The organism is Acinetobacter sp. FDAARGOS_515 (assembly GCF_003938865.1).
GTDB lineage: Bacteria > Pseudomonadota > Gammaproteobacteria > Pseudomonadales > Moraxellaceae > Acinetobacter > Acinetobacter ursingii.
This window is the reverse complement of sequence record NZ_RKIX01000003.1, coordinates 1,892,435-1,916,250: the sequence shown is the minus strand read 5'-3', so window position 1 is coordinate 1,916,250 and position 23,816 is coordinate 1,892,435. Positions and strand designations below refer to the sequence as shown.

Here is a 23,816-nt window from a genome sequence, read left to right as displayed (position 1 = left end):
TTAAATTTCCGATAACTGTGCTGGAGAAGCATCTTCACGACAATATTCAGCCAGAGTGGCGAGGCGACGTTTGGCATTTTTATACATCGGATTACGTTCGTCCCATGCATAACCTGCCAGAAGTGACGCGATCATCCGTTCAATCTCAGGATTTTTATGTGTGGAAAATACTACATCCTGAAACTCGCCCGTATACCATGCTTCCACATAGGCACGAAAAACATTGATTCCCTGACGAAGGGGTTGCTCATATTCTGTTAGCCAGTCGATTTGCTCTCCCTTGATCGCACGTTCCACCAATGGAACCGCCAAACTAGAAGATTTCAACGCAATGGTTACACCTGATGAAAATACTGGATCTAAAAACTCTCCTGCATTACCTAACAAGGCATAATTGGGCTGTGCCAGATGTTTGACATCAGCCGAATAACCGACCAATGTTCGCACAGGTGTATCAAATTTAGCCTGTGCTAGAATTTTAGATAGACTGGTATCGTCTGCCAAAATTCGTTTCAGTAAAACTTCATTTTGATCCTGCTCGGCATTGCCAGTCAGATAGTCATTAAAAAAATCCTGCTCGGCAACCACACCAAATGAACTTCGTCCATCTGCAAAAGGAATCAACCAAAACCATGCCCGATGATTTTTATCATGCACAGTAATCAGGATTTTATGACGATCAAATTCAGGATTGTTAGCAATACCATCTTCAATATGGGTAAACAATGCACGGCGTACAGGAAAACTCGAAGGCGCTTCTAAATCTAAAAATTTAGGTAAGATTCGCCCAAAACCACTGGCATCCAATAAAAATTTTGCCTGTAGTTGATAGGAGTCACCCTGTTCAGGTTGAATCGTTAAAATCGGCTGCGCTGTTTCAACATCGACTGCAATGACTTCGTGCCCAAATCGAATATCTGTACCTAAAGCTTGCGCCTGCTCGGCCAATAAGCGATCAAAATCAGCGCGACGAACTTGCCATGTCGTACCAGGTCCTTCACTAAACTTTTGGGTAAAATCATAAAAGCTACGTTGTTTTCCACGTAAAAATGCTGCACCGTTTTTAAATTGAAAGGCGCATTTTTCAACATGGTCGCGTACAGTATCTAATAAACCCGCTTCTCCTAAAAAGACCATACATTGAGGCAATAAAGATTCTCCTATCGAAAAACGCGGAAAATGCTGTTTCTCAATAATGCAGACTTTAAAACCTTTTTGACGTAATAAAGCAGCTGCTGAACTGCCAGATGGTCCTGCCCCAATAATCATGACATCTGTTTGTTGTATCGTATTTTGTTGCAAATTTTGCATGGCACATTGACCTTTTTAATCTCAGCTCTTTGACTGATAACGTGAAATCACCACATGTTGCTCATCCGATGGCGTAAACAACGTGGCATAAATAAATGAAAAAATGACCCCAAAAAGTACCGTTAAACCAAAACAATGAATCGCATAAGTATGACTCAATGATAATAAACCAAAGCCGAGCAAAGTTGACATCATACATAAGAATAATGCCATTCCAACCACTTGCGGATGATCATGGCCATGTCGATAAAAAATCGCATAATCCACACCAATACCCACAATTAGAAAAGTCCCCATGATACTAAATAAATTGAGTTCAACGCCCAACCAAGCCTGTATCGCAAAAGTCGTAAGTAATGCCAGACTCACTGGCATCACCAACGGCACAATAGAGCGCCAGCCATAAATAACACCTAGACCGATCGCCAGTGCAATCAAGGCATAGACGAATAAAGACTGTGCCTGTAAACGATGTTGTTTAAATAAATCGGATAACTGCATCATCGGTTGTTGCAAAATCACGTGTTCATTTTGCAACTGTTTTAAAGCACTGACATCCTTAACTCCATTTAAAAGCACCAAACGCTCATTAGAATGCACCTGTAAAAAGGCCAATGGATGCTGCTTAAAATCCTGTAGTGATAATAAGGGTAAAGTAGCTAATTGTTGCTGCCATGTTTTTACGTCATTTACGGGTAAGCCCATATTTTGCGCGTACTGCTCTAACACAGATTCTGGAATCGACTGAAGTTGGGCAATATTTTGTTGCTGTTGTTGCTGCGTAGGAATCCATTGTCCTAAAGCCTGAAAACTTGTGAGTTGATCTTGATGTTGTAAATGCTGTAACTTTTGAATCAACACTTGTTCATTGGCTTGCATTTGTTCTGGCGTACGCCCCCGCACCACAAAATAGTCGCTACCCTGCTGCCCCATAAAGCGTTCACGCACATACTGGTCTTCCTGCTTTAAGGATTTATCCATACTTTGCAAATTGCGAATATCATCATTGGTTTTTAAGAAAAATAAACTACTCACTCCGATGCACACAATACTCAACAAAGTGACATAGCGAATTAGTCGATGCTGCTGAAACCAGATTCTAAATTCACCAATCCACTTTAATCGTTGAATAGCAGGTTCAGCATTTAAGGCAGGTAAACGCGGCAATAATAAAATACTGGTCAACCACGCCGAAGCCAAACCCACAATGGAAAACACGGCAATTTGTTTAAAGCCCGGAAATGGCGTAAAACTCAAAAACACATAGGCCACGATGGTGGTCATCAATCCCATAAACAAGCTCGGCAATAGCGGACGTAGAACTTCAAAACCACTCAGCTTACGGTGCTGAGATTGCATTGCCATAAAGTAAAAGGAAAAATCGACACAGACACCAATTAGACTTGCCCCAAACACCAAGGTCATCAGATGAATTTCACCAAAGATCCAGTGGGTGGCGGCAAAAGCCACTAAACACCCTGTCGAAACAGCAATAAACTCAGTCAATAAAGGGCGTAACGAACGAAAACCAAACCAGACCAATAGCATTAGCCCCAGACTTGAACCTACACCGATGGTCGAAATCTCCTGTTTTGCCGACTGCGTACCATAGTTGGAAAATAATAATGTTCCAGTCCAGTGACTTTTAACATTCATCTGAGCAAGGTGTTGTTGGGTCGTATCAATCCACGCTGAAGCCTGCTCTTGATAATCAATGTTATAAGGGCTTTGTTTTAATTTTAGGCTAAACAACCGTGAAATTTTGTCGTGATCATGAATCGTAGCAAAACCGTTTTCCAGTTCGACATTGTCATGTTGTACCTGTTGACTCACTCCAAGCAAATAACGGCTAAACAGCATGAATGGATCTTGTTTTAAGCTCTCTGCGCTAATCGGCAAACCTGGTGTAAACAATTGCATCAGGCTTTTTTCAGTTAAACTTGCATAATCTTTTTGCGCAAGTAACTGCTGATCATCCGTACTGAGTAAACCTGCACGGTGCTGATATAAAATTCGCCCGAGTTGTTCCGTATCTACTTGTGGCTGTAACGGTTCAAACAACGAGCTTTGGCTCACAGCACGTTGTAAATCATCCGTTGCTTGTTGTAATTGTTGACTATCTTGAGCATCAATCACGACAAAAATATTACTGTTTAGCTGTTCACTGACATAGTGCTGCGTCTCAGCTAAATCTGCATCCTGATTCAGTTTAGGCAGTAAAGCAAAAATATTGGTCTGAATATGAATCTCTTTTTTGAGCCATGCCACACCCATGATCAAACTGATCACCATGAGCATGACCAGCCAGACCACGCTACATTTATTTTGCCAATTGGAAAAGTGCTTGTTCATCAGTCGTGAGTGCCGCTGGTTGTGAATGTTGCTGACTAAAATGAATCGTGGTTATATTACGACCTTGTTCTGCAATCACAATTTGATTGACATATTGTTGTCCCTGTACATCCACCTGTACAAATAACTTTTTAAATAAGCTACTTTTAGGACGCAAACTGATTGACCAACCTTGGGCGGTGATACTGGTTTTATTGACGGTAAAATGTTGATCTAAAAGTGCTGAGTTACCCGACATCAATTGCAAAAATAAAGTCGCCACTGAACCATAGGGTGACTTGCCGACATCAAGCTGACTCATGGTGTTTGCTGTTTTCTGAACCAGTTTTTTGGGCGTTACCACAAGGTCTGCTTGGACTGGACGCTGTAGCTGCCACAGCACACCATTACTTTTAGCAAAAACCACATCACCGTTGGAAACAAAAGTTTTTTGGAGAGATGCCAGTTTTTTTTGCTGTTCAAATTTGGCTCGTACCAACGTGGTTTGTGAAAGCTGTTTAAAAATCTGTTCTGCTTGTGGTGAAGCTGCCTGCACAGTAACCGAAAGACTTAAAACCCAAAATACGAAAGTTGCGAGTAGAACAAAATTAAATCTTTTTTTATGTTGATTTAAAATAGCAGCCATCATGGTTTTTGCTCCTGCGCGGATTGAAACTCAGACCATGCATTCAGACAATCCAATAACACTTGCGGAGACTGAAAACACATTTCCCGTGTTTGAATTTCAACGGCGACCTGCGTGGTATAACCTTTGGTCAGTCGTTTTCCAGTCGCTTCATCAAAAATCACATAATCAATTTTTAAACGATTTTCCCACTCTTTTAACATTGCACGTACCCGAATTTTTTGCTCAAACTGAATACCCTGTACATAGCGTACATGGCTTTCAATCACAGGCCACGCATAACCTGAAGCCTGCATTTGCATATAGTTATAATGAAACTGATCCAAAAGCTTACAGCGCGCGATTTCAAAATATTTCAGATAATGCCCATGCCAAACCACATTCATAATATCGACATCATGAAAAGGAACCTCAATAACGACTTCAGCTTGCATAAGCTTGCTCCTGTTGCAGCATCCAATCCGTATTAGACAGTTCAAAGTTGGCAAAACGATCCATTATTTGTTGTAATTCAGTTTGTAATGGTCGGTCTTCCACCACCAATGCAAAACTGTGTAAGGTCCAGTCCATAAATGCTCGCAGCACTGGCGAAAGCTGTTGCTTTAAGCCTTTTAAATGAATTGCCTGCACACTGGCACAACATAAGGCAGCGACCACTTGTTCAGTCAATACAATCACACGTTCGGCATCTCGTGCCGCAATTGTGCCCATGCTGACTTTATCCTGATTGTGACATTCCGTTGAACGCGAAAAAATGGAGGCCGATAAGGTTTGTTTCAATGCTTCGGCTGTCCATGCCGATACCCCAATTTGTACCGCTTTAAAACCATGATTTAAAGGTAAGCGGTCTGCTGTTGCACCCGTTAAATTACGCGGTAAGCCATGATTCATTTTATGATCGACCAATTGCGCTAATTGCCGATCCAGTAAATCAGCAATATTGGCAATCATGATTTTTAAACTATCCATCGCTTGGGCAATATGTCCGCCATAAAAATGCCCACCATGTAAAACCCTCAAGTTAATCGGATCAATCAAAGGATTGTCATTACTCGAATTCAATTCATTTTCAATAAATTGACGTAACCAAACTTTAGAGTCTTCAAAAACGCCAATGATATGTGGCGCACAGCGTAATGAGTAACGATCCTGCAAACGTGGACTTTGATGGGCGGTTTGCACTTCGCTTTCTAGCCAGTCACGTAATTGTGCTGCAACTTTCTGCTGTCCTGCATGTGGCTTTTGGGCAAACAGCACTTCATCAAAATGTGTTGGATTGCCGTCTAATGCAAACACATTTAATGCCGTAATTAATGTTGCAGCATGGGCAACTTGCTCAGCACGTTTATAATTTAAACATGCCATTGCTGTCATGACGGCTGTTCCATTCATCAAAGCCAGTCCCTCTTTAGGGCGCAAAATCAAAGGCTCAATACCTTTTGCTGTATACACCTGTTGGACAGGTACAATTTGACCTTGGTAATAGACCTCTCGCTCACCGACCAATACCCCCGCAATATAGGAAAGCGGGGTTAAATCGCCGCTCGCGCCAACAGAACCTTCGGATGGAATGACAGGAATTACATTTTGATTGAGTAACCAAACTAGACGCTCTAGTAACGCCAGTGAAACCCCAGAATAGCCTCTTGCCAAAGAACATAATCGCGTAACGACTACAGCGCGCGCAGTCACCAGTTCCAGATTTTTACCTAGGCCACAGCCATGAAAACGAGAAAGATGTAAAGGCAGTTCATTCACCTGATGCGCAGGCACTTCAACTAAACAAGAATCTCCATAACCTGTTGTAACTCCGTAAATAACACCTTCCTGCTCTAATAATTCGTCCAGAAAGTCAGCGCCTTTTTGAATAAAATCACGCCACGTTTGTTGTTGTGGTAATGAAACCTGACAATACCCATGTGCAACACGCACCACATCTTCAATACTTAATGGCTCTATCCCTACGGTAATGAATTGTTCTATGCCCGTATTTAATATACTGTTATTCAATTTACTTCGTCCAAAAATGATAAAAATTAAACCATTGATACGGTGCGCGTAAGCAATGCTGCTCAAGCAAAGCCACATATTGTCGCGTCACCGTCTGCATGGCTTGCATACGGGTCTTTCGTGGTAAATCGATGACATCTGCAATTTTATGGATATGCACTTCAAAATGTTGCTGCTGTCGATAACAAAACACTGCCAAAACAGGCACTTTGAGTAAACTTGCCAGTATCCACGCACCCTGTGGCCATAGTGCATCTTTACCAAGAAACTCAATATGTTGAACGCGATCAGATTGCACAGGCGCACGATCTGCCGCGACAATCACCCATTCACCTTGTTGCATTTTTTCTTCTAATAAAATGGCTGTTTCTAGTCCCAATTCATCGACAGAAATCAGATTCACGTCAGCTTGATCGTTGAGTTTTTTCAGAAAAGCATTAAATTGTGTGGCGTGTTTTTGATAGACCAATACATTGATTTTCTGAGAATGTTGAGATTTAACAGCACGTAACAGTTCAATATTGCCAAAATGCGATACGACTAATAATGCACCTTTCTGGTACGCCTGTTGAAAATGCTGATGACCAAACAACTGTAACTGTTGTTCAGGGATATTCCCAAGCCAACCTTCCATTTTATCTAAGATACTGATTCCGAACTGGATAAAATGCTGATAGCTATTTGCCCAAGACGGTAAAGCCGAAAATGGAGAATGACCACCTGCGAATACATGTAATTGACGCAAATAATCAAGTGACGCCTGCCGTGCAGAAACTGCAAACAGCCAATACCACAGAATAATAAAGTACAATACGACCTTACATAACCAACGCCCACCCAAACGATAAAAATAGAGCACTAGCGTGAGCAGCCCCAGTCCACCTCGCTCTTTACGATCGCTCCAGTTAGAAGATTGGCGCTGCATGTTTAGCCTTGTATTTTTTGTTTAATGAGTTTGGGCAAACGCCATAGCATGCCCGCAAATAAGCGCGCATGTGCCTGACTCATTCCCAGATTATCGCGCCAGACATCAAAATGAGAAATCCCATGTTCAGGATAAATCACAGGCGTTGGGACATTTATAAATTTGGCATTTTCCCACTTTAGACGGACTAAAATTTCACTGTCGAAGCCCATACGTGGTTGGAACTTTGCTTGTTTTAAAATTTTTAATGTTGGTGCTAAAGGATAGATCCGGAAACCACACATGCTGTCTTTAATATCGAAAGACAAACTATTAATCCAAACCCAGACATGCGTGACATATCGCCCATACAAGCGTTTTTTGGGGACGGATAAATCAAATACAGGTTGACCAATCACCACTGCATCAGGATGCTGCTGCGATAACTGCAAAAACTGATCAATATCTGTCCATTGATGTTGTCCATCCGCATCTATCTGCAAAGCATGGCTGAGTCCCATTTGCCCCGCATAATTCAACCCCGTGATGACCGCCTGACCTTTACCTTGATTATGATCATGCTCAATCAAGTGAAGGTGCGCATAAGCCTGATCCAATGCTTTCAATCGCATGGTACATTCATCATGACTACCATCATTCACCACAATTATAGGTAAATGATACTGGCTTAGAGCTGCCATTAATTCATCAAGATAATGCGGATGATTAAACACAGGAATAACAAAACCATAAGTTTGCATCAAACTGTCTCCTCATCCGAATCTTTCAATGCAAATAACAAACGCCCTGATGCCAAAGTTTGCTGTACACCAGATAGCTCAAAACTGACTTTATGCTGTTTGCGCGTCAGTTTTAACTCAATAACATGATAAGGCTGGATTAAATGTTGAAATTTAAGTTGTTCATAACCATTGCACCAGTCTAAATCCCCCCAGATTTGTCTGGCAAATGTCTGGATAAATCCAATCTGCCCCACACCGGGGTAGATCGGATGATTGGGGAAATGCCCTTTAAAACACAGCAGTTCGGGCGTAAATTCCAGTTTCAGTTGATGGCATTCATTTACTTGCAAACGCGACAAAATCACAGGTTGCAGCATTGGCTCAAACAAACTTTTTAAATAATGTTTATCCAATTTTGACTGCGTGTTTTGTGGAAGCTCTGTCAAAAATCGCCATAAACGGGGAATTGCGATATTTTCCAAGCCATCACTTAATTGTTGTTTTATCTCAGATACAAATGCGTGTTTACCTATGCATTGTAACTGTTGACGTGCGGCATCGTGCAAAACCACAATACATGCCAAAAACTGACGCTGTTCCTGCTCGACCAATAAAGCATGACATTGTTTTACCGCTGGTAATGTTTTAATCGTTTGTTCAATCGCATCCAAACTCAGACGTTTTTCTTCCAGCTTGATCAAACGATCGGCACGACCCAGTAATTTAAATCCAGTTTTTGGGTTATTGGCATTTTCCCATTCTGCCAGATCCCCAGTTTCAATCCAGTCAGAACAAAAGGCGTGTTCAGTTTGTACATTTAAAAGCTGTTGCTGGATGTTAATATTCACATCTGCAAAGGCTTGCCATGCACTTTCATCTTCAGTTCGATAGGCAATTCCACCCGTCTCCGAACTTCCTAAAATCTCAGTAATCGTATAATTGAATAAGGGTCGAACACCATTTTCCAATTTTCCGCCAGAAGAAAATACCGCCTGACTATCTACAAGTTTTAGATTTAACGTCCAACGTTTGAGTAAAGCTGGACTAGAAATCACATAGTTTTGCAGTCCAAATTCAGCAAACTGCTTTTGGATCGCAATCACATCTTCTGGAAAAGCCAGTTGCGGACTATAAAAACTTCGCCCTGTAAATAATGGCCAGAGCAGTTTAAACAATAAACCATAAATATGCTGATGACTGACCGTCGCCAATGCAAGGACTTGTTCAGTTAGGCAAAATGTCTGATCGAGCCCCTGCACTTCCTTAAACAACTGCGCTAAGGTGCGTTCAATCCGTTTCGGTTCGCCGGTTGAACCAGAAGTGTAAAAATCGATCTGCGCTTGTTCAAGAAAATTCTGACTAAAATCAAGTACAAAATTCGAGTTTATTTCAGTAAATGTCTGACGTGATAAAAAATAAATATGTTGTGAAGCTAAATTTTGTTCAAGCTGTGCCACCCGATGTGGAGGCAACACAATCCTTTTCTTTGCTTGAAGTGCTGCAAACAATAACACCAGAAACTCATAGCTGTCTTGATGCCAAAGCGCCCAGATGCATTCAGGTCGCAAAGAAAGTAATTGCGCCTGCTGTGATACATCTTGCCAAAATGCAGCAAAAGAAATTTGCTGTTGGTCAACGGTAATCGCTAAAGTCTGTTGTGACTGAATAAATGGATTAAAGGAATTGTTCATCATTATTGTTCAAACGCTGATGGCGTTTTCTTAAAATAAATTCACCAAGTAAAAGAATGCCCATGAGGACATAAGAAATAAAGCCGTTATATAACACCCAAATCTGGGTCGGTGCATAAACAATCGTACACCAAGCCATAGCGGCATTGAATAGAAAAAAACCACACCAGACCATGGTGACTTTTCGCGTCCATTGCACGCCAGACTCAGGTAAATCGGGCTGCATGATACGTGCGAAACGCTCAATCATGGAAGGTGGTCGCCATAAGGTCGATGCAAATATACCCAAAGCGCCTAGACTCATCAGAACTGGATAAAATTTAAGCCATGCATGATCATTCAACATCACGCTTAAACCACCACATAAAATGGCAAACATAGAAAGTGGCCATAATAATGCATTGGATTTAAACACAAGGCGTGACATCCCCACCATCACCAACAATATACTGACGGCAAAAAAATGACCGTTGGATAAACTCCAACCCACAATAAAAGGATAAGCAATGAAAAAAATCGCTGTTATCCATTTCAAAAAGTGATTCATTAAGCGGTCATATTCTGAATAACAGTCACAACATCGTGTACTGTTCTGACATTTTTAAAGTCCTCAGGTTTGACCTGCTTCCCTGTCAACTCTTTAATTTTGACGATTAAATCCACTGCATCAATACTATCAACATCCAGATCCGAATATAGATTGGATTCTAATTGGATTGTTTCAGGCTCAATTTCAAATAAATCCTGCATCCATTCACGTAAGGTCGAAAGAATGTGTTCCTGACTTAACATAGCTACCTCTTATACTTCTTGTTGAGCTTCAACCAAAGTCACTAGACTTTGAATTGAGCGAAAATGCTGTTTGGTCTCATCCGATTCAGCATTTAAATGAATGTTGTAACGTTTTTTGAGGGCAAGCCCTAATTCCAAAGCGTCTATTGAATCTAGCCCTAGCCCCTCTCCAAATAATGGCGCCTGATCATCAATATCCTGAACGGTGATGTCTTCAAGTGCTAAAACATCAATAATCATTTGTTTTAATTCGTTGGCCAAATTGCTCATTTAGATAACTCTTGCTTAAAAAATTGCTGTAAATACTGATTGAGGGCACGGACATTTTTAGGACTGACCGTCAAATCAGAAAGTACCTCTGAAATATGAATGGCATCCAAAATTTTAATCTCAATATGAAAGGGCTTCGCAGGAATGTGATACCACTTTTCATTTTTGGTTAACGTCGTGGGTGTGCAACGAATCAACACAGGTCGAATCGGTACATCGGCACGAATTGCAATATTGGCAGCGCCACGCTGAAACTCATTAATCTGTTCATCTTTTTGTGTCCTCGTTCCCTCAGGAAAAATGATGAGCGATGGCGCATTATCTTGCTGTAAGCTTGTCACGCAATCATGGATAAATTGATTAGATCCTGCATTTAAAACGTAACCTGCGCTGCGCACAGGACCTCGTGTAAATGGATTTGACCAGAGCGACTGCTTTACTACGCAATTGGCTTGTTGCATGAGTCCAATGAGGATCACCACATCGATCAAAGTCGGATGATTGGCAATCACTAATTCTTGTCGGCTTTGCTGTAATTTTTCCAGACCTTCCACCGAATAAGTCATGATGCCCAACTTGACCATCATTTCGGTAAAGCCTTTAAAACTGGTACGAATCACCTGTTGAGCACGTTGTCGACGAGTCGCCTGATCCTGTGCAGTTAAATTTACCAAAGGTGCAACCACAGTCGCGATTGCCACGCCCCCAATACCAAAACTGGCAAAACTGAAACCGGTTGCTGCAACACGCCAAATATAATTGATCTTATTGTTTAATAATGCCCGATTTAACATTTTTGCCATCCTAGCCATGCTGTTTGCTGCTGATCTTGCCAGAAGGAATAAAAACTGAGCGCATCAATATCCTGAGTCTGCTCAACTGCGTTCAATTCGACATTGGCATGTTCCAAGCTCAGTAAAGTCGATAGTGTAAATGGCTCAAAAGGTTGTCGATCCTGATAAATTTCAGGTAATGGCGCGTCATAATAAACCACTAAAACGGTTTTAATCTGAGGCTGAGTTTTTAAAATCGCATAGGCTTCGATCATTGCTTCTGACCAACCGCAACTTAAACTGGTCGAAATAGTCTCGTCTTTACACAAAATAGAATAAAGACCCGCAATGGCATTATGAACCGAAGTTGAAAACTGTGTAGGTGATGGCGTTTGATGGGTTAATACATCTTGTAAAATACCCAATGTTTTGGCCTCATCGCCATACTGAGAAGCCCATACAATATAATCAGCAGATTGCTGCGCCAGAGTTTGCATGGCGGCATTTATCGCCAATTTTGCCAAAGGCGAAAGTCGTCTGCGCTGCATTGCAGGCAAAGACTCCAATGCTGTACAGTCATGTTGTGTACAACACAGTCGAAGCGCAGAAAGATGAAATCTGATCATGCTGAATGCGAGCCCATGGCAAAGGTGTTAGAAATTGGTGCAAAATTATAGCACCAGTCTTCAAATTAACAAAAAATTACATTTTAACTGAAATAACAAAAAGATGCAGTGTCTTTAAATGCAAAAACCCCGAAATGGGATCGGGGTTTTTTATTATGCACAATTTAACGCTTAAATTTTTTCTCAGCTTTCTTAAATTTTTGAATATAACGACGTTTACGCGCAGCGACGCGTTCATCGATTTGCGATTTACGTCCTTCAAATGGATTTTCTGAGGTCTTAAAGTCAATTCGTACAGGCGTGCCTTCAAGCTTATAGACTTTACGAAACACATTTTCCAGATAACGACGATAATCCGCTGGGGTTTTATCGACTTTATTACCGTGAATGACAATTGTCGGAGGATTTTGTCCACCCATATGCGCATAACGCATTTTAATACGCTTACCGCTAATCATCGGCGGTTGATGCGCATCTGTTGCATCATTTAAAATTTGAGTTAATTTCGCAGGTGAAACTTTTAAATGCGAAGAATCATAAGCACGGTGAATCGATGGATATAACTCACCTACGCCTGTGCCATGCAAGGCAGAAATCAGATGTACTTTTGCCCACGGAATAAAATCAAAACGACGATCAACATCCAGTTTACATTGCTTGCGATCGTACTCGGTCATGTTGTCCCATTTATTAATGGCAACCACCATGGCACGACCCGCTTCAAGCGCATAGCCAATCAGATGTAGATCTTGCTCAACCACACCTTCACGAGCATCCAAAACCACAACAATCACATGCGCATCTTTAATCGCCTGTAGTGTCTTTACGATTGAAAATTTTTCAATCATTTCATCCACTTTACCTTTACGGCGCACCCCTGCGGTATCGATCAAGGTATATTGGCGACCATCACGCTCATAAGGGATATAAATCGAATCACGTGTCGTTCCAGGCTCATCAAATGCCACAACACGTTCTTCGCCTAACAAACGGTTGACGAGTGTTGATTTACCGACATTTGGACGACCAATAATCGCGAGTCTTAGTCCTGTATTTTTGTCATGTTCTTCTGGATTTTCATCTTCAGGAACATCTTCAAGCACATCTTCAAGCATCTGCGCCACACCGCGACCATGGCTGGCTGCAACATGGATCGGTTCACCAAAGCCTAGTTTATAAAACTCGACTACGGCTGCTTCAGCGTGTACACCATCCACTTTATTGGCAACTAAATAAATTTTCTTACCCAGACTGCGTATTTCACGGGCAATTTGTTCATCTGAAGCAAGTAAGCCTGCACGAGCGTCCACCACAAAAATAATAATGTCAGCTTCATTGATGGCAGTTTTTGACTGTTCCGCCATGTAAGCATCGATCCCCGCTTCGCTTTCGCCAATACCGCCTGTATCTACCACAATAAAGGATTTATTCTGGTAAACGGCATCACCATATTTACGGTCACGCGTAAGCCCCGCAAAATCGGCAACAAGTGCATCACGACTCTTGGTAATCTGGTTAAATAGCGTTGATTTTCCGACGTTGGGACGACCAATGAGCGCAATAACGGGTTTCATAAAGTAACCTACATTCAAGATCAGCCATTTGGCATGAACAAGGAAATAATAAGGAAGATTTTAGGTCATAGACCTGAATAAAAAACAACGGGGCTTTGAATATTATATACTCAAACACCCCGACGAATTTGAAGCAAAGAATTCGCGAATGACTAGTTTAACACAAGCCCGTCTAAAATTAACGGTTTTGCCAAACAGTAAATTCACCTTTGCGTGTGGAAACATAAAGCTGGTTATCCACTACACGTAAAGTTCTCACTTCACCACTGGTTTTGGAACGACCCACAAGTTGTCCATTGTTTGGATCAATCAGGTGCAAATAACCATCTAAATCACCGACCACCAGATCAGAACCTAATACCACTGGGTTACTCAACTGACGGTGCATCAAAGCATCACTTTCCCACGCTTTTTCGCCTGTGGTCAGGTTATAAGCCACAAGTTTACCATCAGTTTGTGCTACGAATACTTTGTCGTTACTGACCTCAGCACGTTTATTGCTGCTAGCGTCTTCACTCCAAACCACTTGCTGTGCAGCGACATCAATTACAGTGATTTGTCCCTGATAACTGGTCGTGACCAAAAACTGCCCCACGACTACTGGATCACCATCGATATCAATCAGACGTTGTACGTCTGAGCGACCTTCACTGACTGCAACGCGACGCTGGAAGCGTGGTACACCACTGATCACATCAATGCCGTATACATAAGCATTGGCCGATGCCACGATCACGGTATGATCATCCAGCATCACTGGAGAAGGCTGTCCACGCAAGCTAAATTGTACATTTGGCATTTTATACGCCCAAAGCTGCTGTCCAGTCTGTAAATCGTGCGCAAAGACTGTACCGTCATTGGCAATGGTCACTGCACGTCCATCTTTGATTAAAGATGGACTCAGCAAAGCACCACTTAACTGTGCCTGCCATTTTTTTTGACCTGTACTTTCATCCAGTGCAAACAACTCACCTTTGGCACTACCCACTAAGACCACGCCTTCTTTGGCTTCGACGCCTGAAGTCAATCCGTGTTTATTGACACGAGTTTCCCATAGACGTTGTTTACCACGATAGGCAGCAACTTCGCCTTTTGGATCGACAATAAAATTCACACCATTATCAGAGTCAAGCTGTAAACGTAGTGGATCGGCTTTGTCTGTTGAAGAAACGCTTTGTGAAAAAACGGGAACCAGTGTTTTGGCCTGTGCTAATTTTGGCAAAGGATTTGGTTTCGGTTCTTCTACTTTAAGTTTATTCGTGGAGCAACCAACTAAAGCTGCTGCAACCAAAGCAAGCGCAAACGGGAGTGTAAATTTTCTATCCATTAAGACTTATCCACCTGTGTGTCTATAATCGGGCGTTCAATCTCAGGATCATCTACTAAAACGCCAACACTTTCGAGTTTAATTTGTAAAATTTGGCGCTCTTGCTTGCGCTTTGCCAAATCATCCCACGCACTTTGATAGGCTTTTTTCGCAGAAGCAATATCTTTCTTCGCGACATAAATGTCACCACGCGCTTCTTCAGCCGTGGCCTTAAATGCAGGATCTGCGACCAATGCCAATGTTTTTAAGGCATCGTCATATTTATTTTGTGCAAGTTGGGCATATGCCAAACGAAGTTTAACCAGTTGCAATAGACCATCATCATTAAGTTTTGAGTTTTCAACTTTCTTCAATGACTTTTCTGCTGCGGCATAATCGGCTTTGTCATACGCCACTTTTGCCAACATCAGTTCAGTTTGAATGGCTTGTACTGAATCTGGCGCATCTTTGGTAATTTTATCTGCTGAGGCATATAAGTTACTAAGTGCATCTGGATTTGATTCAGCGCCTTGTGCCTGATCCATAAGTTGTTGCACTTTTGCAGTACGCACCTGATTTTCAGCCAGTGTTTTTTTCTGCCAATATTGCCATCCAAAAAAGGCGATGAGCGCAATCAAAATACCGCTAATGATGGCAGAGCCATATTTTTTACCGAACGACTTTAGATTATCCAGTTGTTCTTCTTCAGTTAACGCACTCATCTACGTTCCTTTCCTTTCAGCTTTTTCGCTTATTTTGCCAATTTTTCAGTTAAAAATGAAACCAGTTGTTCGATCGCGACAGTGGATTGTTCAGCGGTTGCCAACTCTTTTATGGTCAACTCACCCGCATTCCATTCACGCTCACCCAAAATCATGGCATAGACAGCGCCAGACTGATCGGCTTTTTTCATCTGGCTTTTCATGCTGCCCTGTGAACCAGTTTTGATACGTAGTGAACTATTGCTTGTTTCAAGCTGATCACGTAATTGTTCTGCCAAAATCAGTGCACGACCCTGATAAGCAGGTTCAGCCACTAAAAACACATCACAATCACGGACGACCTGCGCTTGTTCAATTTGCTCAAGAAGCAGCAATAAACGCTCCATTCCCATTGCAAAACCAACAGCAGGAACAGATTGATCCGCTTTCCCTTTCAACTGCCCCACCAAACCATCATAACGTCCACCTGCACAAACGGTGCCCTGTGAACCCAATGCTGTAGTCGTCCACTCAAAAACAGTTTTGTTGTAATAATCCAGACCACGTACCAGCTTTTGGTTGATCACAAAAGAAATACCTGCATCCGTTAAATACTGTTGCAGTTGTTTAAAGTGATTCATGCTGTCTTCTTGAATGAAGTCATGCAATTTCGGCGCATTTTCTAAAATCTTCTGAGTCGATTCAATTTTTGAATCTAAAATTCGCAGAGGATTAGTCGTTAAACGGCGCTGTGAATCTTCATCCAAAGCATCTTTATGCTGAGTCAAAAACTCAACCAAAGCTGCACGATATTCTGCCCGTTCGTCTATTTCGCCTAAAGTATTCAGTTCAAGCTGGACTTTATCCGCCATTCCTAGACGTTTCCATAAACGCGCAGTCAGTAAAATCACTTCAGCATCAATATCAGGGCTTGCCACACCAAAGGTTTCCACACCAAACTGATGGAATTGACGATAACGCCCTTTTTGTGGTTTTTCATAACGGAACATCGGCCCAAGATACCAGACACGTGGTGTAGCCCCACGTAATAAATTATGCTCTAGCAACGCACGAACACAACCAGCCGTACCTTCAGGACGTAAAGTTAATGAGTCTGGCGGCGTTCCCTTGTCAAAAAAGGTATACATTTCTTTTTCAACAATATCCGTCGCATCACCAATCGCACGTTTAAATAAACCTGTTTGCTCAACAATTGGTAACCGAATTTGTTGATAGCCATAAGTATCCATTAACGATGCCAGATGTTGTTCTAAACGTCTCCATGCAGCCGTTTGGCTCGGAAGAATATCGTTAAAACCCTTGATTGCAACAATTGAACTCATGACTTACTCAAAACTTGTACGAATAATTTCTTTAGATTTTGCTTCTTCAATCGCTTTTACACGATCACGCACCATTGATTCGATTTCCTCAACCAGTTGATCGGTATCAATTAAATGGCTTTTTTCACCATTACGATAGACCAATGAACGAGGAGATGCCCCAACAACTCCAATATCAGCTTCTTTGGCCTCACCCGGCCCATTGACTTTACAGCCAATCACGGAAACATCCATGGGTGTACGTATATCTTCCAGACGTTCTTCTAGCATCTGCATCACTTTAATCACGTTAAATTCCTGACGTGAACAGCTTGGGCAAGCAATAAAGTTAATGCCGTTAGAACGTAATCCCAATGATTTTAAAATATCAAAGCCGATTTTAATTTCATCTTCAGGTTCTGCTGCCAGTGAAATACGCATGGTATCGCCAATGCCTTCCATCAGCAAACCACCCAATGCAATCGCAGACTTCACTGTACCTGTACGGTAAATCCCTGCCTCAGTCACCCCTAGATGTAATGGGTTATCAATCTGTTGGGATAATAAACGATAGGCATCCATGGTCAAAAATACGTTAGATGCTTTAACGCTGACTTTAAATTCGTGAAAATCCAGTCGATCTAAAATATCAATATGACGTAGTGCAGATTCAAGCAAAGCTTGACCTGTCGGTTCGCCATATTTTTTCTGCAAATCTTTTTCTAAAGAACCCGCATTGACCCCAATACGAATCGAAATGCCATGGTGACGCGCTGCTGCTACGACTTCACGTACTTTTTGATCAGAACCAATATTCCCAGGGTTAATCCGTAGACAATCTGCACCATAGTCTGCCACAGCCAGTGCAATTCTATGATCGAAGTGAATGTCAGCAACCAACGGAACCGTAACGCGCTTACGAATTGCTCCAAAAGCCTCCGCCGCTTCCATTGATGGAACAGACACGCGCATGATATCCGCGCCTGCATCAGCGCAACGTTGAATTTGCGCAACTGTCGCATCGACATCACAGGTTTCAGTATTGGTCATGCTTTGCACGCTAATCGGGGCATCACCACCGACATAGACTGAACCCACACGAATTTTTCGTGTTGGGCGACGCTTGATTGGATTTTCGATCATGGTTTCACTCTCATTTAATCTTCATTAACGAGATAAACGGAAATCTGCTTTTCCATTTACCGTATATGGAGACAATGAAATCGGTTCTTGGTTTAGACTTAATGACACAGCAGTTGCATCATCCAGACGAATTTGAAACGGTGATTGGCCATTTAAAGTTAAAGTTGATGCCTGACGACCAGTTGCCAATACTTTACCTGTCGAATCAACAATATGTATCGAAGTTGGACGATTAAAATTAAGCACCAACTCATCTCCAGAAGTTGCTGCTCCATTATTTAATGGCAAGACTTCAACATTGGAATTTTGCGGTGCGACCGTATTCGTTTTCTTGGCAGACCAATTTTGCAGCATCGTCACAATGACGCCAATTACAATCAGGGCTAAAATCAGAATCAGACTACGTTTTAACCACTTTCTATTGCGGTCACTTTTTGAACCTGGGAGTTTCCCCATGATTTTAATCGGCGAATTGGTTAAAGCATGATTCGGTAATAAACCGGTATCGTTCGCATAAATCTCATCAAAACGCTGAATAATCGCAGTTGCATCCGTCTTTAAGTATTTCGCATAAGAGCGATAATAGCCTTTGATAAATGCAGGTTCTGGCAGGCTTTTATAGTCATCTTGCTCTAAAGCAGTTAAGGTTTTAAGTGGCATATTTAAATCAGATGCCACATCATTTAACTCAAGCTTCTGGGCAAGACGAATCTGACGTAAGTACTCACCTGGACGTTGAACATTTCCTAATGCTGAAGTAGGTGAACTTGAGCCAGTTGGCTGCTGTGAATTAGGATTTATTTCCATACGGCCTCAGTACTATACTGTAATTGCAAATAACGTTTATATTCTGAACTATCGGGAAATAAAGCACGCAGTTGATTGATCAGTGCCTGCATTCCCATTCGATCACCATTGGCTCGCGCAACACGAATCCCCACCCAAAGTGCACGCGCCCCCTGATTGGTTTGCCCCACTGTACGCACATATTGTTCATACATTTGAGTCGCCGCTGGCATTTGCTGTTGCAAATAAAAAATCTCTGACAACTCTAACATAGATACATAAGAGTCGCGGTTTGCCTGTAAAGCTTGTTTGAATGACTTTTCAGCATTCACACGATCGCCAAGCAATACGTAGATACGCCCCAGATTTTCAAGGGCACGATAACGCTGATCATACCCAAGTGTTGCCCCTGCAATCGTAAATTGTTCAATCGCGTCATTATAACGTTTCAATTGGTATAAGTACGTACCATAATTATTACGAGCTTGTGCATTGGTAGGCTCTTCCGAGATTGCACGTTTAAAATACGTGTCTGCTTTCTCGAGATTTGTTGCACTACCTTCTTGTTGTAAGAGTACACCCATCATCATATTGGCCATGGAGTCACGCGAGTTCACCTCCAAAGCCTGATCCAATGCGCGTTTAGCAGCATCCAGATCACCAGACTTGATATATTCAGCTGCAAGTTGTGTACGAACCTGCACCGCTTTTTTAGGGTCTTTGGTTGTTTTTTGAGATTGGCATCCCGTTAACAGCAACGCCATTAAACATGCTGAAATCCAGACTGTGGAACGTGAAGTGAATCTACTCAACAACTCTACCCCCAATATATTATCCCTGTGAACGAATAATCTCTTGTCGCTCTGCAACTTTCTTTTTCCATTGTTCAGCACGACGGGTACGATCCGCGACCTGTCCTACCAGTTGACCACATGCCGCATCAATATCATCGCCACGTGTCTGTCGAATCGTACACACAAATCCAGCATCAGACAAAGTTTTTTGAAAGGCAATAATCCGATTTCGGCTAGAACGACCATATGGCGCATGCGGAAATGGATTAAATGGAATCAAATTTATTTTACTTGGTAAATTTTTTAATAGTTTAATCATTTGTTGTGCATGTTCAGGGTGATCATTTACACCATCTAACATCACATATTCAATCGTGACATGTTTACGCGTACTTTCATTGCCACCTTTTGCCAGATAACGCTGACACGCTGCAATCAATTGCTCAAGTGGATATTTTTTATTGATTGGAACTAACTCATTACGCAGTTCATCATTAGGTGCATGCAAAGAAATTGCGAGAGCGACATCAATATCCTGTGCAAGTTGATCAATCTTTGGAACCACGCCAGAGGTAGATAACGTTACACGGCGCTTGGACATCCCATAAGCAAAGTCATCTAACATCAACTGCATCGAACTCAGGACTGCATCGTAATTTAACAATGGCTCACCCATGCCCATCATCACGACATTGGTCACAGAACGCTCACGCTCTGCTACAGGCACATCTTCCATATAAGACTGATTGGCGACCCAAAGTTGTCCAATAATTTCATCAGGATTTAAATCGCGTTGGAAACCTTGCTTACCCGTAGAACAAAAAGAACAATCCAGTGCACAACCCACTTGGGATGAAATACACAATGTTTTACGAGATCCTGTCTTGTCTTCAGCAGGAATCAAAACGGTTTCAACCAACGAACCTACACCATCACCCACACGGAACACCCATTTACGGGTTCCATCTTTGGAATAATGACGATGTACGACTTCAGGCGCTGTAATTTCACAGACCTGTTCAAGTTTGGTGCGCAATTTTCCTGAAATATTGGTCATTTCAGCAAAATCAGTGACAAAATACTGATGAATCCACTTCATCACTTGTCCTGCACGAAACTTTTTCTCTCCTAATTGTTCAAAAAATCCTTCTAGTTCTGCGCGAGACATACCCAATAGATTAACTTTGGCACGGACAGCATTTTGCACCGCATCAGCAGGCTGTGCATGTTCTGTTGGTGCTGGGAGATCTATTACAGAAGCCATGAGATTACCTAAACCATAGAAGTGACGAAGAAATATTGCCTAATATTTCAGCAAATTTATTCAGAGAAAAATAAAAAACCAGATAAGTATAATACCACTTATCTGGTTTGGATGCTCTCGATTAACGAGTGCGTGGGAAGATCTCTTCAGCAGCGAAGAAATACGCAATTTCACGCTCAGCAGATGCTACAGAGTCAGAACCATGTGCAGCATTTTCATCGATGCTTGTTGCGAAGTCAGCGCGGATTGTACCTGGTGCTGCTTCTTTCGGATTCGTTGCGCCCAAAATTTCACGGTGTGCAAGAACTGCATTTTCGCCTTCAAGTGCAGAAACAACCACTGGACCAGAAGTCATAAATGCCACTAGGTCAGCAAAGAAACCGCGCTCTTTGTGCTCTGCATAGAAGCCTTCAGCTTCTGCTTGAGACAAATGCTTGTATTTGATCGCAACTGGTTTTAAACCCGCTTTTTCAAAACGTGCAATGATTTCGCCAATGTGGTTTTTACCAACAGCATCTGGTTTGATGATTGATAAAGTACGTTCGATTGCCATGAGTGGCTCCTCGCTTAAAATTTTAAACGTAAAAAATTGGGCGCATTATACCGAGGTCAACGGTAATAATCAGCCTTGATTGTGTAAAAGTTATCAATTTCCGATGATTTTTTAGCGAACTTCGTCAATCCATGCCATTTGAATGGCTTCTAACAGCCCTTCAGTCGATTTTGCAGGATCATCAGAGAAATCTGGCAAAGCACAAATCCATGCGTGTAAATCAGTAAAACGAACCCATTGTGGATCTACATCTGGGTGTGCATCACTCAGTTCAATTGCGATATCAATGGTATCCGTCCAGCGTAAGCCCATGGTCTGTCCTGTTACATCAATCAAATAAAGGCTACTTTAGCAAATTTCAGGCAAAGCGAACATGCGAACTGTTGGATTTATTAAAAGGCAATGCACATGCAAACTTATAAATGAATATTCATCAATGGCGCTGCAAAAATAATTCCGCACCCCACCACAGTCCCAATCACAGCCCCCACAATCACATCACTTGGATAATGTAATCCCAATACCATACGAGACAAAGCCACCAAAATGGTAAATGGCAACATGATGACGATCAAAATTGGCTGGATATAGCCCAATGCAATACTCGCCATAACCGCATGTAAAGTATGCCCTGATGGAAAACTAAAATGATCCAGTGGACGTTCACCCAGTACAATGACCTGATGCACCTGATAAGGGCGCGGGCGTGTGGTTTTATGTTTTAGAAATTTATAAATTCCAGTTCCTACAGAACCACCTAATAATAAGTAAATGATTTGTAGACCATAAAACAACCCTTGAGATAGCCAAACCATAAACAGCATGACGTACCAAAATAGACCATCACCCAGCCGACTGATGATTTTAAAGAAATGCGCAATTCGCTGTGAATGCGAAAAATGGTTCAGGTACAAACAACCTTTTAAATCTAAATCCAGTATTCTAATTTTAGCGTTTTTAAAATTCATGGTGACACTCCTCTCACTTAAACGGAGATTTATACTCGGTAGAACTCTTTGACCACCTGATATAAGGCTTGTTCCATTTGATATACAGGTTGTTGCCAACCGCTTTGTTTAACATGCTTAAGTGCATGTATTCCCATCTGTTTTAACTGTGATCTTGCTGGCAATTGATATAAGGTTTGAATAAATGTATTGACTTGACCTAAGGGACTCAGCCAACCACTTACCCCATGCTCTACATACTGACTGGCACAAGCATAATCATAAGCCACTACAGGTAACCCACTTGCCATTGCCTCAAGGACCACGTTACCAAAGGTTTCTACCTGACTAGCAAACACAAAGACATCAGCACTTGCATAAGCAGTTGCAAGATTCTTGCCAGTTAAACTTCCTGTAAAAACAACCTCACAATTCTCTGCCATCTGTTCCAGACGTGTGCGATCAGGTCCGTCCCCCACAATCACCAGTTTAAATTTTCGATGCTGCATCCGTTGCATGGCCGCATAACTTTGAATTAATAGCTGGATTTCTTTTTCGGGAGATAAACGTCCGACATATAACATGACGGTCGTGTCATCGGCAGCATGCCAACTTTCTCTTAATTTCTGACAACGATACTGCGGAGAAAATTTTTCAGTATCCACACCCCGCCCTACGATACTTAAAGGACAGGTAATCCCAAAACCACGCAAGGCTTTTTCAGTATCCTTACTCGGCACACAGGTCATATCCGTGCTGTTATGAAACCAGCGTAAATAGCCCTGAATCGGTTTGAGCAAAAAAGCCAGATCAAAAAATCGACTAAAATCCTGAAAAGGCGAATGAAACCCGCTAGACACAGGAATATTTCGAGCCTTTGCTGCTTGTAGTGCCGTCAGCCCAAGTGGCCCCTCTGTCACGATATGCACCACATCTGGTGAAAATCCAGCTAAAGCCTTACTTACCTTCAAATATTGAGGCCAGCCAAACTGCAAACCAGGATACTTGGGTAAAGTTTGTGCGATCACCAGACATTCTTTATTGGGTGAAAATTCTTCGCATTTTAGACTTTGCTGTGGTCGTACCAGTAAAATTTTGTGTCCCTGCTGCTGTAAACCCTTGCACAGTTGCAATAAAGATAAAGCCACGCCATTAATTTCGGGTGGCCATGTCTCAGTGACAATGGCAATTTTGAGTTTGGGACGTACCAATTTATCCAGTTCATGCCAATTTTGTTGAATTTGCGCATGTCTGTTTTTAAAATAGAATTTAAAACTGTCTGGGAAATTTTCTTGTTTTAGCAGCGTTGTAGCGAATGAACCTTGCATA

General features: G+C 42.0%; 25 protein-coding genes. All 25 read right to left on the bottom strand.

Going from position 1 to position 23,816, the window contains the following annotated elements:
• Complete coding sequence (locus EGS47_RS10805) at positions 1-1,311, bottom strand: NAD(P)/FAD-dependent oxidoreductase (RefSeq protein WP_119686309.1); 1,311 nt, start codon at positions 1,309-1,311, stop codon at positions 1-3.
• Positions 1,312-1,332: 21 nt separating this feature from the next.
• Positions 1,333-3,663 (bottom strand): MMPL family transporter, encoded by a 2,331-nt coding sequence (locus EGS47_RS10800; protein ID WP_119686308.1) that lies wholly within the window; start codon positions 3,661-3,663, stop codon positions 1,333-1,335.
• On the bottom strand, positions 3,632-4,291 hold the full coding sequence (locus EGS47_RS10795) for a LolA family protein (protein WP_005002305.1): 660 nt from the start codon (positions 4,289-4,291) through the stop codon (positions 3,632-3,634). Before EGS47_RS10795 ends, EGS47_RS10800 begins: the two co-directional genes overlap by 32 nt.
• Positions 4,288-4,722, bottom strand: coding sequence for an acyl-CoA thioesterase (locus EGS47_RS10790; RefSeq protein WP_005002303.1), 435 nt, complete (start codon positions 4,720-4,722; stop codon positions 4,288-4,290). The genes EGS47_RS10795 and EGS47_RS10790 overlap by 4 nt, the downstream gene beginning before the upstream one ends.
• On the bottom strand, positions 4,712-6,298 hold the full coding sequence (locus EGS47_RS10785; protein WP_005002298.1) for an HAL/PAL/TAL family ammonia-lyase: 1,587 nt from the start codon (positions 6,296-6,298) through the stop codon (positions 4,712-4,714). Before EGS47_RS10785 ends, EGS47_RS10790 begins: the two co-directional genes overlap by 11 nt.
• Position 6,299: 1 nt before the next feature.
• Positions 6,300-7,223 carry a hypothetical protein gene (locus EGS47_RS10780; RefSeq protein WP_005002293.1) on the bottom strand — a complete coding sequence of 308 codons (924 nt, stop codon included), beginning with the start codon at positions 7,221-7,223 and terminating at the stop codon, positions 6,300-6,302.
• A gap of 2 nt (positions 7,224-7,225) precedes the next feature.
• The gene (locus EGS47_RS10775; protein WP_005002286.1) at positions 7,226-7,963 is read right to left on the bottom strand and encodes a glycosyltransferase family 2 protein; all 738 of its coding nucleotides are present in this window, start codon (positions 7,961-7,963) and stop codon (positions 7,226-7,228) included.
• Entirely contained in the window at positions 7,963-9,639 is a 1,677-nt protein-coding gene (locus tag EGS47_RS10770) for an AMP-binding protein (RefSeq protein WP_005002284.1), read from the bottom strand. The genes EGS47_RS10775 and EGS47_RS10770 overlap by 1 nt, the downstream gene beginning before the upstream one ends.
• Positions 9,620-10,183: a septation protein IspZ gene (locus EGS47_RS10765; RefSeq protein ID WP_005002282.1), complete on the bottom strand. Its 564-nt coding sequence runs from the start codon at positions 10,181-10,183 to the stop codon at positions 9,620-9,622. Before EGS47_RS10765 ends, EGS47_RS10770 begins: the two co-directional genes overlap by 20 nt.
• On the bottom strand, positions 10,183-10,428 hold the full coding sequence (locus EGS47_RS10760) for an acyl carrier protein (protein WP_004992699.1): 246 nt from the start codon (positions 10,426-10,428) through the stop codon (positions 10,183-10,185). Before EGS47_RS10760 ends, EGS47_RS10765 begins: the two co-directional genes overlap by 1 nt.
• Before the next feature lie 9 nt (positions 10,429-10,437).
• Complete coding sequence (locus tag EGS47_RS10755) at positions 10,438-10,698, bottom strand: phosphopantetheine-binding protein (protein WP_004992697.1); 261 nt, start codon at positions 10,696-10,698, stop codon at positions 10,438-10,440.
• The gene (locus EGS47_RS10750; RefSeq protein WP_005002279.1) at positions 10,695-11,492 is read right to left on the bottom strand and encodes a lysophospholipid acyltransferase family protein; all 798 of its coding nucleotides are present in this window, start codon (positions 11,490-11,492) and stop codon (positions 10,695-10,697) included. The genes EGS47_RS10755 and EGS47_RS10750 overlap by 4 nt, the downstream gene beginning before the upstream one ends.
• Positions 11,486-12,097: a beta-ketoacyl synthase chain length factor gene (locus EGS47_RS10745; RefSeq protein ID WP_035271824.1), complete on the bottom strand. Its 612-nt coding sequence runs from the start codon at positions 12,095-12,097 to the stop codon at positions 11,486-11,488. The genes EGS47_RS10750 and EGS47_RS10745 overlap by 7 nt, the downstream gene beginning before the upstream one ends.
• 164 nt (positions 12,098-12,261) lie before the next feature.
• The gene (gene der, locus EGS47_RS10740) at positions 12,262-13,671 is read right to left on the bottom strand and encodes a ribosome biogenesis GTPase Der (protein WP_004992690.1); all 1,410 of its coding nucleotides are present in this window, start codon (positions 13,669-13,671) and stop codon (positions 12,262-12,264) included.
• Between the two features lie 178 nt (positions 13,672-13,849).
• Positions 13,850-14,998, bottom strand: a complete 1,149-nt coding sequence (bamB, locus tag EGS47_RS10735; protein ID WP_005002275.1) for an outer membrane protein assembly factor BamB — start codon at positions 14,996-14,998, stop codon at positions 13,850-13,852.
• Positions 14,998-15,699 (bottom strand): YfgM family protein, encoded by a 702-nt coding sequence (locus tag EGS47_RS10730; protein ID WP_005002273.1) that lies wholly within the window; start codon positions 15,697-15,699, stop codon positions 14,998-15,000. The genes bamB and EGS47_RS10730 overlap by 1 nt, the downstream gene beginning before the upstream one ends.
• Positions 15,700-15,728: 29 nt before the next feature.
• A complete protein-coding gene (gene hisS / locus EGS47_RS10725) occupies positions 15,729-17,021 on the bottom strand; it encodes a histidine--tRNA ligase (RefSeq protein WP_005002271.1) in 1,293 nt (430 codons plus the stop codon).
• A gap of 3 nt (positions 17,022-17,024) precedes the next feature.
• Positions 17,025-18,143, bottom strand: a complete 1,119-nt coding sequence (gene ispG, locus EGS47_RS10720) for a flavodoxin-dependent (E)-4-hydroxy-3-methylbut-2-enyl-diphosphate synthase (RefSeq protein ID WP_004992682.1) — start codon at positions 18,141-18,143, stop codon at positions 17,025-17,027.
• 24 nt (positions 18,144-18,167) lie between these two features.
• A complete protein-coding gene (locus EGS47_RS10715; protein WP_004994849.1) occupies positions 18,168-18,950 on the bottom strand; it encodes a helix-turn-helix domain-containing protein in 783 nt (260 codons plus the stop codon).
• Positions 18,941-19,693: a type IV pilus biogenesis/stability protein PilW gene (pilW, locus tag EGS47_RS10710; protein WP_004994852.1), complete on the bottom strand. Its 753-nt coding sequence runs from the start codon at positions 19,691-19,693 to the stop codon at positions 18,941-18,943. The genes EGS47_RS10715 and pilW overlap by 10 nt, the downstream gene beginning before the upstream one ends.
• A gap of 67 nt (positions 19,694-19,760) precedes the next feature.
• On the bottom strand, positions 19,761-20,987 hold the full coding sequence (gene rlmN, locus EGS47_RS10705) for a 23S rRNA (adenine(2503)-C(2))-methyltransferase RlmN (RefSeq protein WP_125269616.1): 1,227 nt from the start codon (positions 20,985-20,987) through the stop codon (positions 19,761-19,763).
• Positions 20,988-21,108: 121 nt separating this feature from the next.
• Positions 21,109-21,540, bottom strand: coding sequence for a nucleoside-diphosphate kinase (ndk, locus tag EGS47_RS10695; protein ID WP_004994861.1), 432 nt, complete (start codon positions 21,538-21,540; stop codon positions 21,109-21,111).
• A 111-nt stretch (positions 21,541-21,651) separates the two neighbouring features.
• A complete protein-coding gene (iscX, locus tag EGS47_RS10690; protein WP_004992669.1) occupies positions 21,652-21,852 on the bottom strand; it encodes a Fe-S cluster assembly protein IscX in 201 nt (66 codons plus the stop codon).
• A gap of 104 nt (positions 21,853-21,956) precedes the next feature.
• Entirely contained in the window at positions 21,957-22,508 is a 552-nt protein-coding gene (locus tag EGS47_RS10685; protein ID WP_049174902.1) for a phosphatase PAP2 family protein, read from the bottom strand.
• Positions 22,509-22,537: 29 nt separating this feature from the next.
• Positions 22,538-23,815 carry a glycosyltransferase family 4 protein gene (locus EGS47_RS10680; protein ID WP_119686304.1) on the bottom strand — a complete coding sequence of 426 codons (1,278 nt, stop codon included), beginning with the start codon at positions 23,813-23,815 and terminating at the stop codon, positions 22,538-22,540.
• Position 23,816 lies beyond the last annotated feature (1 nt).

Bases quoted from the DNA above. Each gene is read 5' to 3' on its own strand.
- EGS47_RS10685 (WP_049174902.1), bottom strand. From the start codon at position 22,508: ATGAATTTTAAAAACGCTAAAATTAGAATACTGGATTTAGATTTAAAA.
- EGS47_RS10805 (WP_119686309.1), bottom strand. From the start codon at position 1,311: ATGCAAAATTTGCAACAAAATACGATACAACAAACAGATGTCATGATT.
- hisS (WP_005002271.1), bottom strand. From the start codon at position 17,021: ATGAGTTCAATTGTTGCAATCAAGGGTTTTAACGATATTCTTCCGAGC.
- EGS47_RS10800 (WP_119686308.1), bottom strand. From the start codon at position 3,663: ATGAACAAGCACTTTTCCAATTGGCAAAATAAATGTAGCGTGGTCTGG.
- pilW (WP_004994852.1), bottom strand. From the start codon at position 19,693: ATGGCGTTGCTGTTAACGGGATGCCAATCTCAAAAAACAACCAAAGAC.
- iscX (WP_004992669.1), bottom strand. From the start codon at position 21,852: ATGGGCTTACGCTGGACGGATACCATTGATATCGCAATTGAACTGAGT.
- EGS47_RS10755 (WP_004992697.1), bottom strand. From the start codon at position 10,698: ATGAGCAATTTGGCCAACGAATTAAAACAAATGATTATTGATGTTTTA.
- EGS47_RS10775 (WP_005002286.1), bottom strand. From the start codon at position 7,963: ATGCAAACTTATGGTTTTGTTATTCCTGTGTTTAATCATCCGCATTAT.
- bamB (WP_005002275.1), bottom strand. From the start codon at position 14,998: ATGGATAGAAAATTTACACTCCCGTTTGCGCTTGCTTTGGTTGCAGCA.
- EGS47_RS10795 (WP_005002305.1), bottom strand. From the start codon at position 4,291: ATGATGGCTGCTATTTTAAATCAACATAAAAAAAGATTTAATTTTGTT.
- EGS47_RS10730 (WP_005002273.1), bottom strand. From the start codon at position 15,699: ATGAGTGCGTTAACTGAAGAAGAACAACTGGATAATCTAAAGTCGTTC.
- EGS47_RS10780 (WP_005002293.1), bottom strand. From the start codon at position 7,223: ATGCAGCGCCAATCTTCTAACTGGAGCGATCGTAAAGAGCGAGGTGGA.
- EGS47_RS10750 (WP_005002279.1), bottom strand. From the start codon at position 11,492: ATGTTAAATCGGGCATTATTAAACAATAAGATCAATTATATTTGGCGT.
- EGS47_RS10680 (WP_119686304.1), bottom strand. From the start codon at position 23,815: ATGCAAGGTTCATTCGCTACAACGCTGCTAAAACAAGAAAATTTCCCA.
- EGS47_RS10745 (WP_035271824.1), bottom strand. From the start codon at position 12,097: ATGATCAGATTTCATCTTTCTGCGCTTCGACTGTGTTGTACACAACAT.
- EGS47_RS10790 (WP_005002303.1), bottom strand. From the start codon at position 4,722: ATGCAAGCTGAAGTCGTTATTGAGGTTCCTTTTCATGATGTCGATATT.
- EGS47_RS10715 (WP_004994849.1), bottom strand. From the start codon at position 18,950: ATGGAAATAAATCCTAATTCACAGCAGCCAACTGGCTCAAGTTCACCT.
- EGS47_RS10765 (WP_005002282.1), bottom strand. From the start codon at position 10,183: ATGAATCACTTTTTGAAATGGATAACAGCGATTTTTTTCATTGCTTAT.
- ispG (WP_004992682.1), bottom strand. From the start codon at position 18,143: ATGATCGAAAATCCAATCAAGCGTCGCCCAACACGAAAAATTCGTGTG.
- EGS47_RS10770 (WP_005002284.1), bottom strand. From the start codon at position 9,639: ATGATGAACAATTCCTTTAATCCATTTATTCAGTCACAACAGACTTTA.
- EGS47_RS10760 (WP_004992699.1), bottom strand. From the start codon at position 10,428: ATGTTAAGTCAGGAACACATTCTTTCGACCTTACGTGAATGGATGCAG.
- rlmN (WP_125269616.1), bottom strand. From the start codon at position 20,987: ATGGCTTCTGTAATAGATCTCCCAGCACCAACAGAACATGCACAGCCT.
- der (WP_004992690.1), bottom strand. From the start codon at position 13,671: ATGAAACCCGTTATTGCGCTCATTGGTCGTCCCAACGTCGGAAAATCA.
- ndk (WP_004994861.1), bottom strand. From the start codon at position 21,540: ATGGCAATCGAACGTACTTTATCAATCATCAAACCAGATGCTGTTGGT.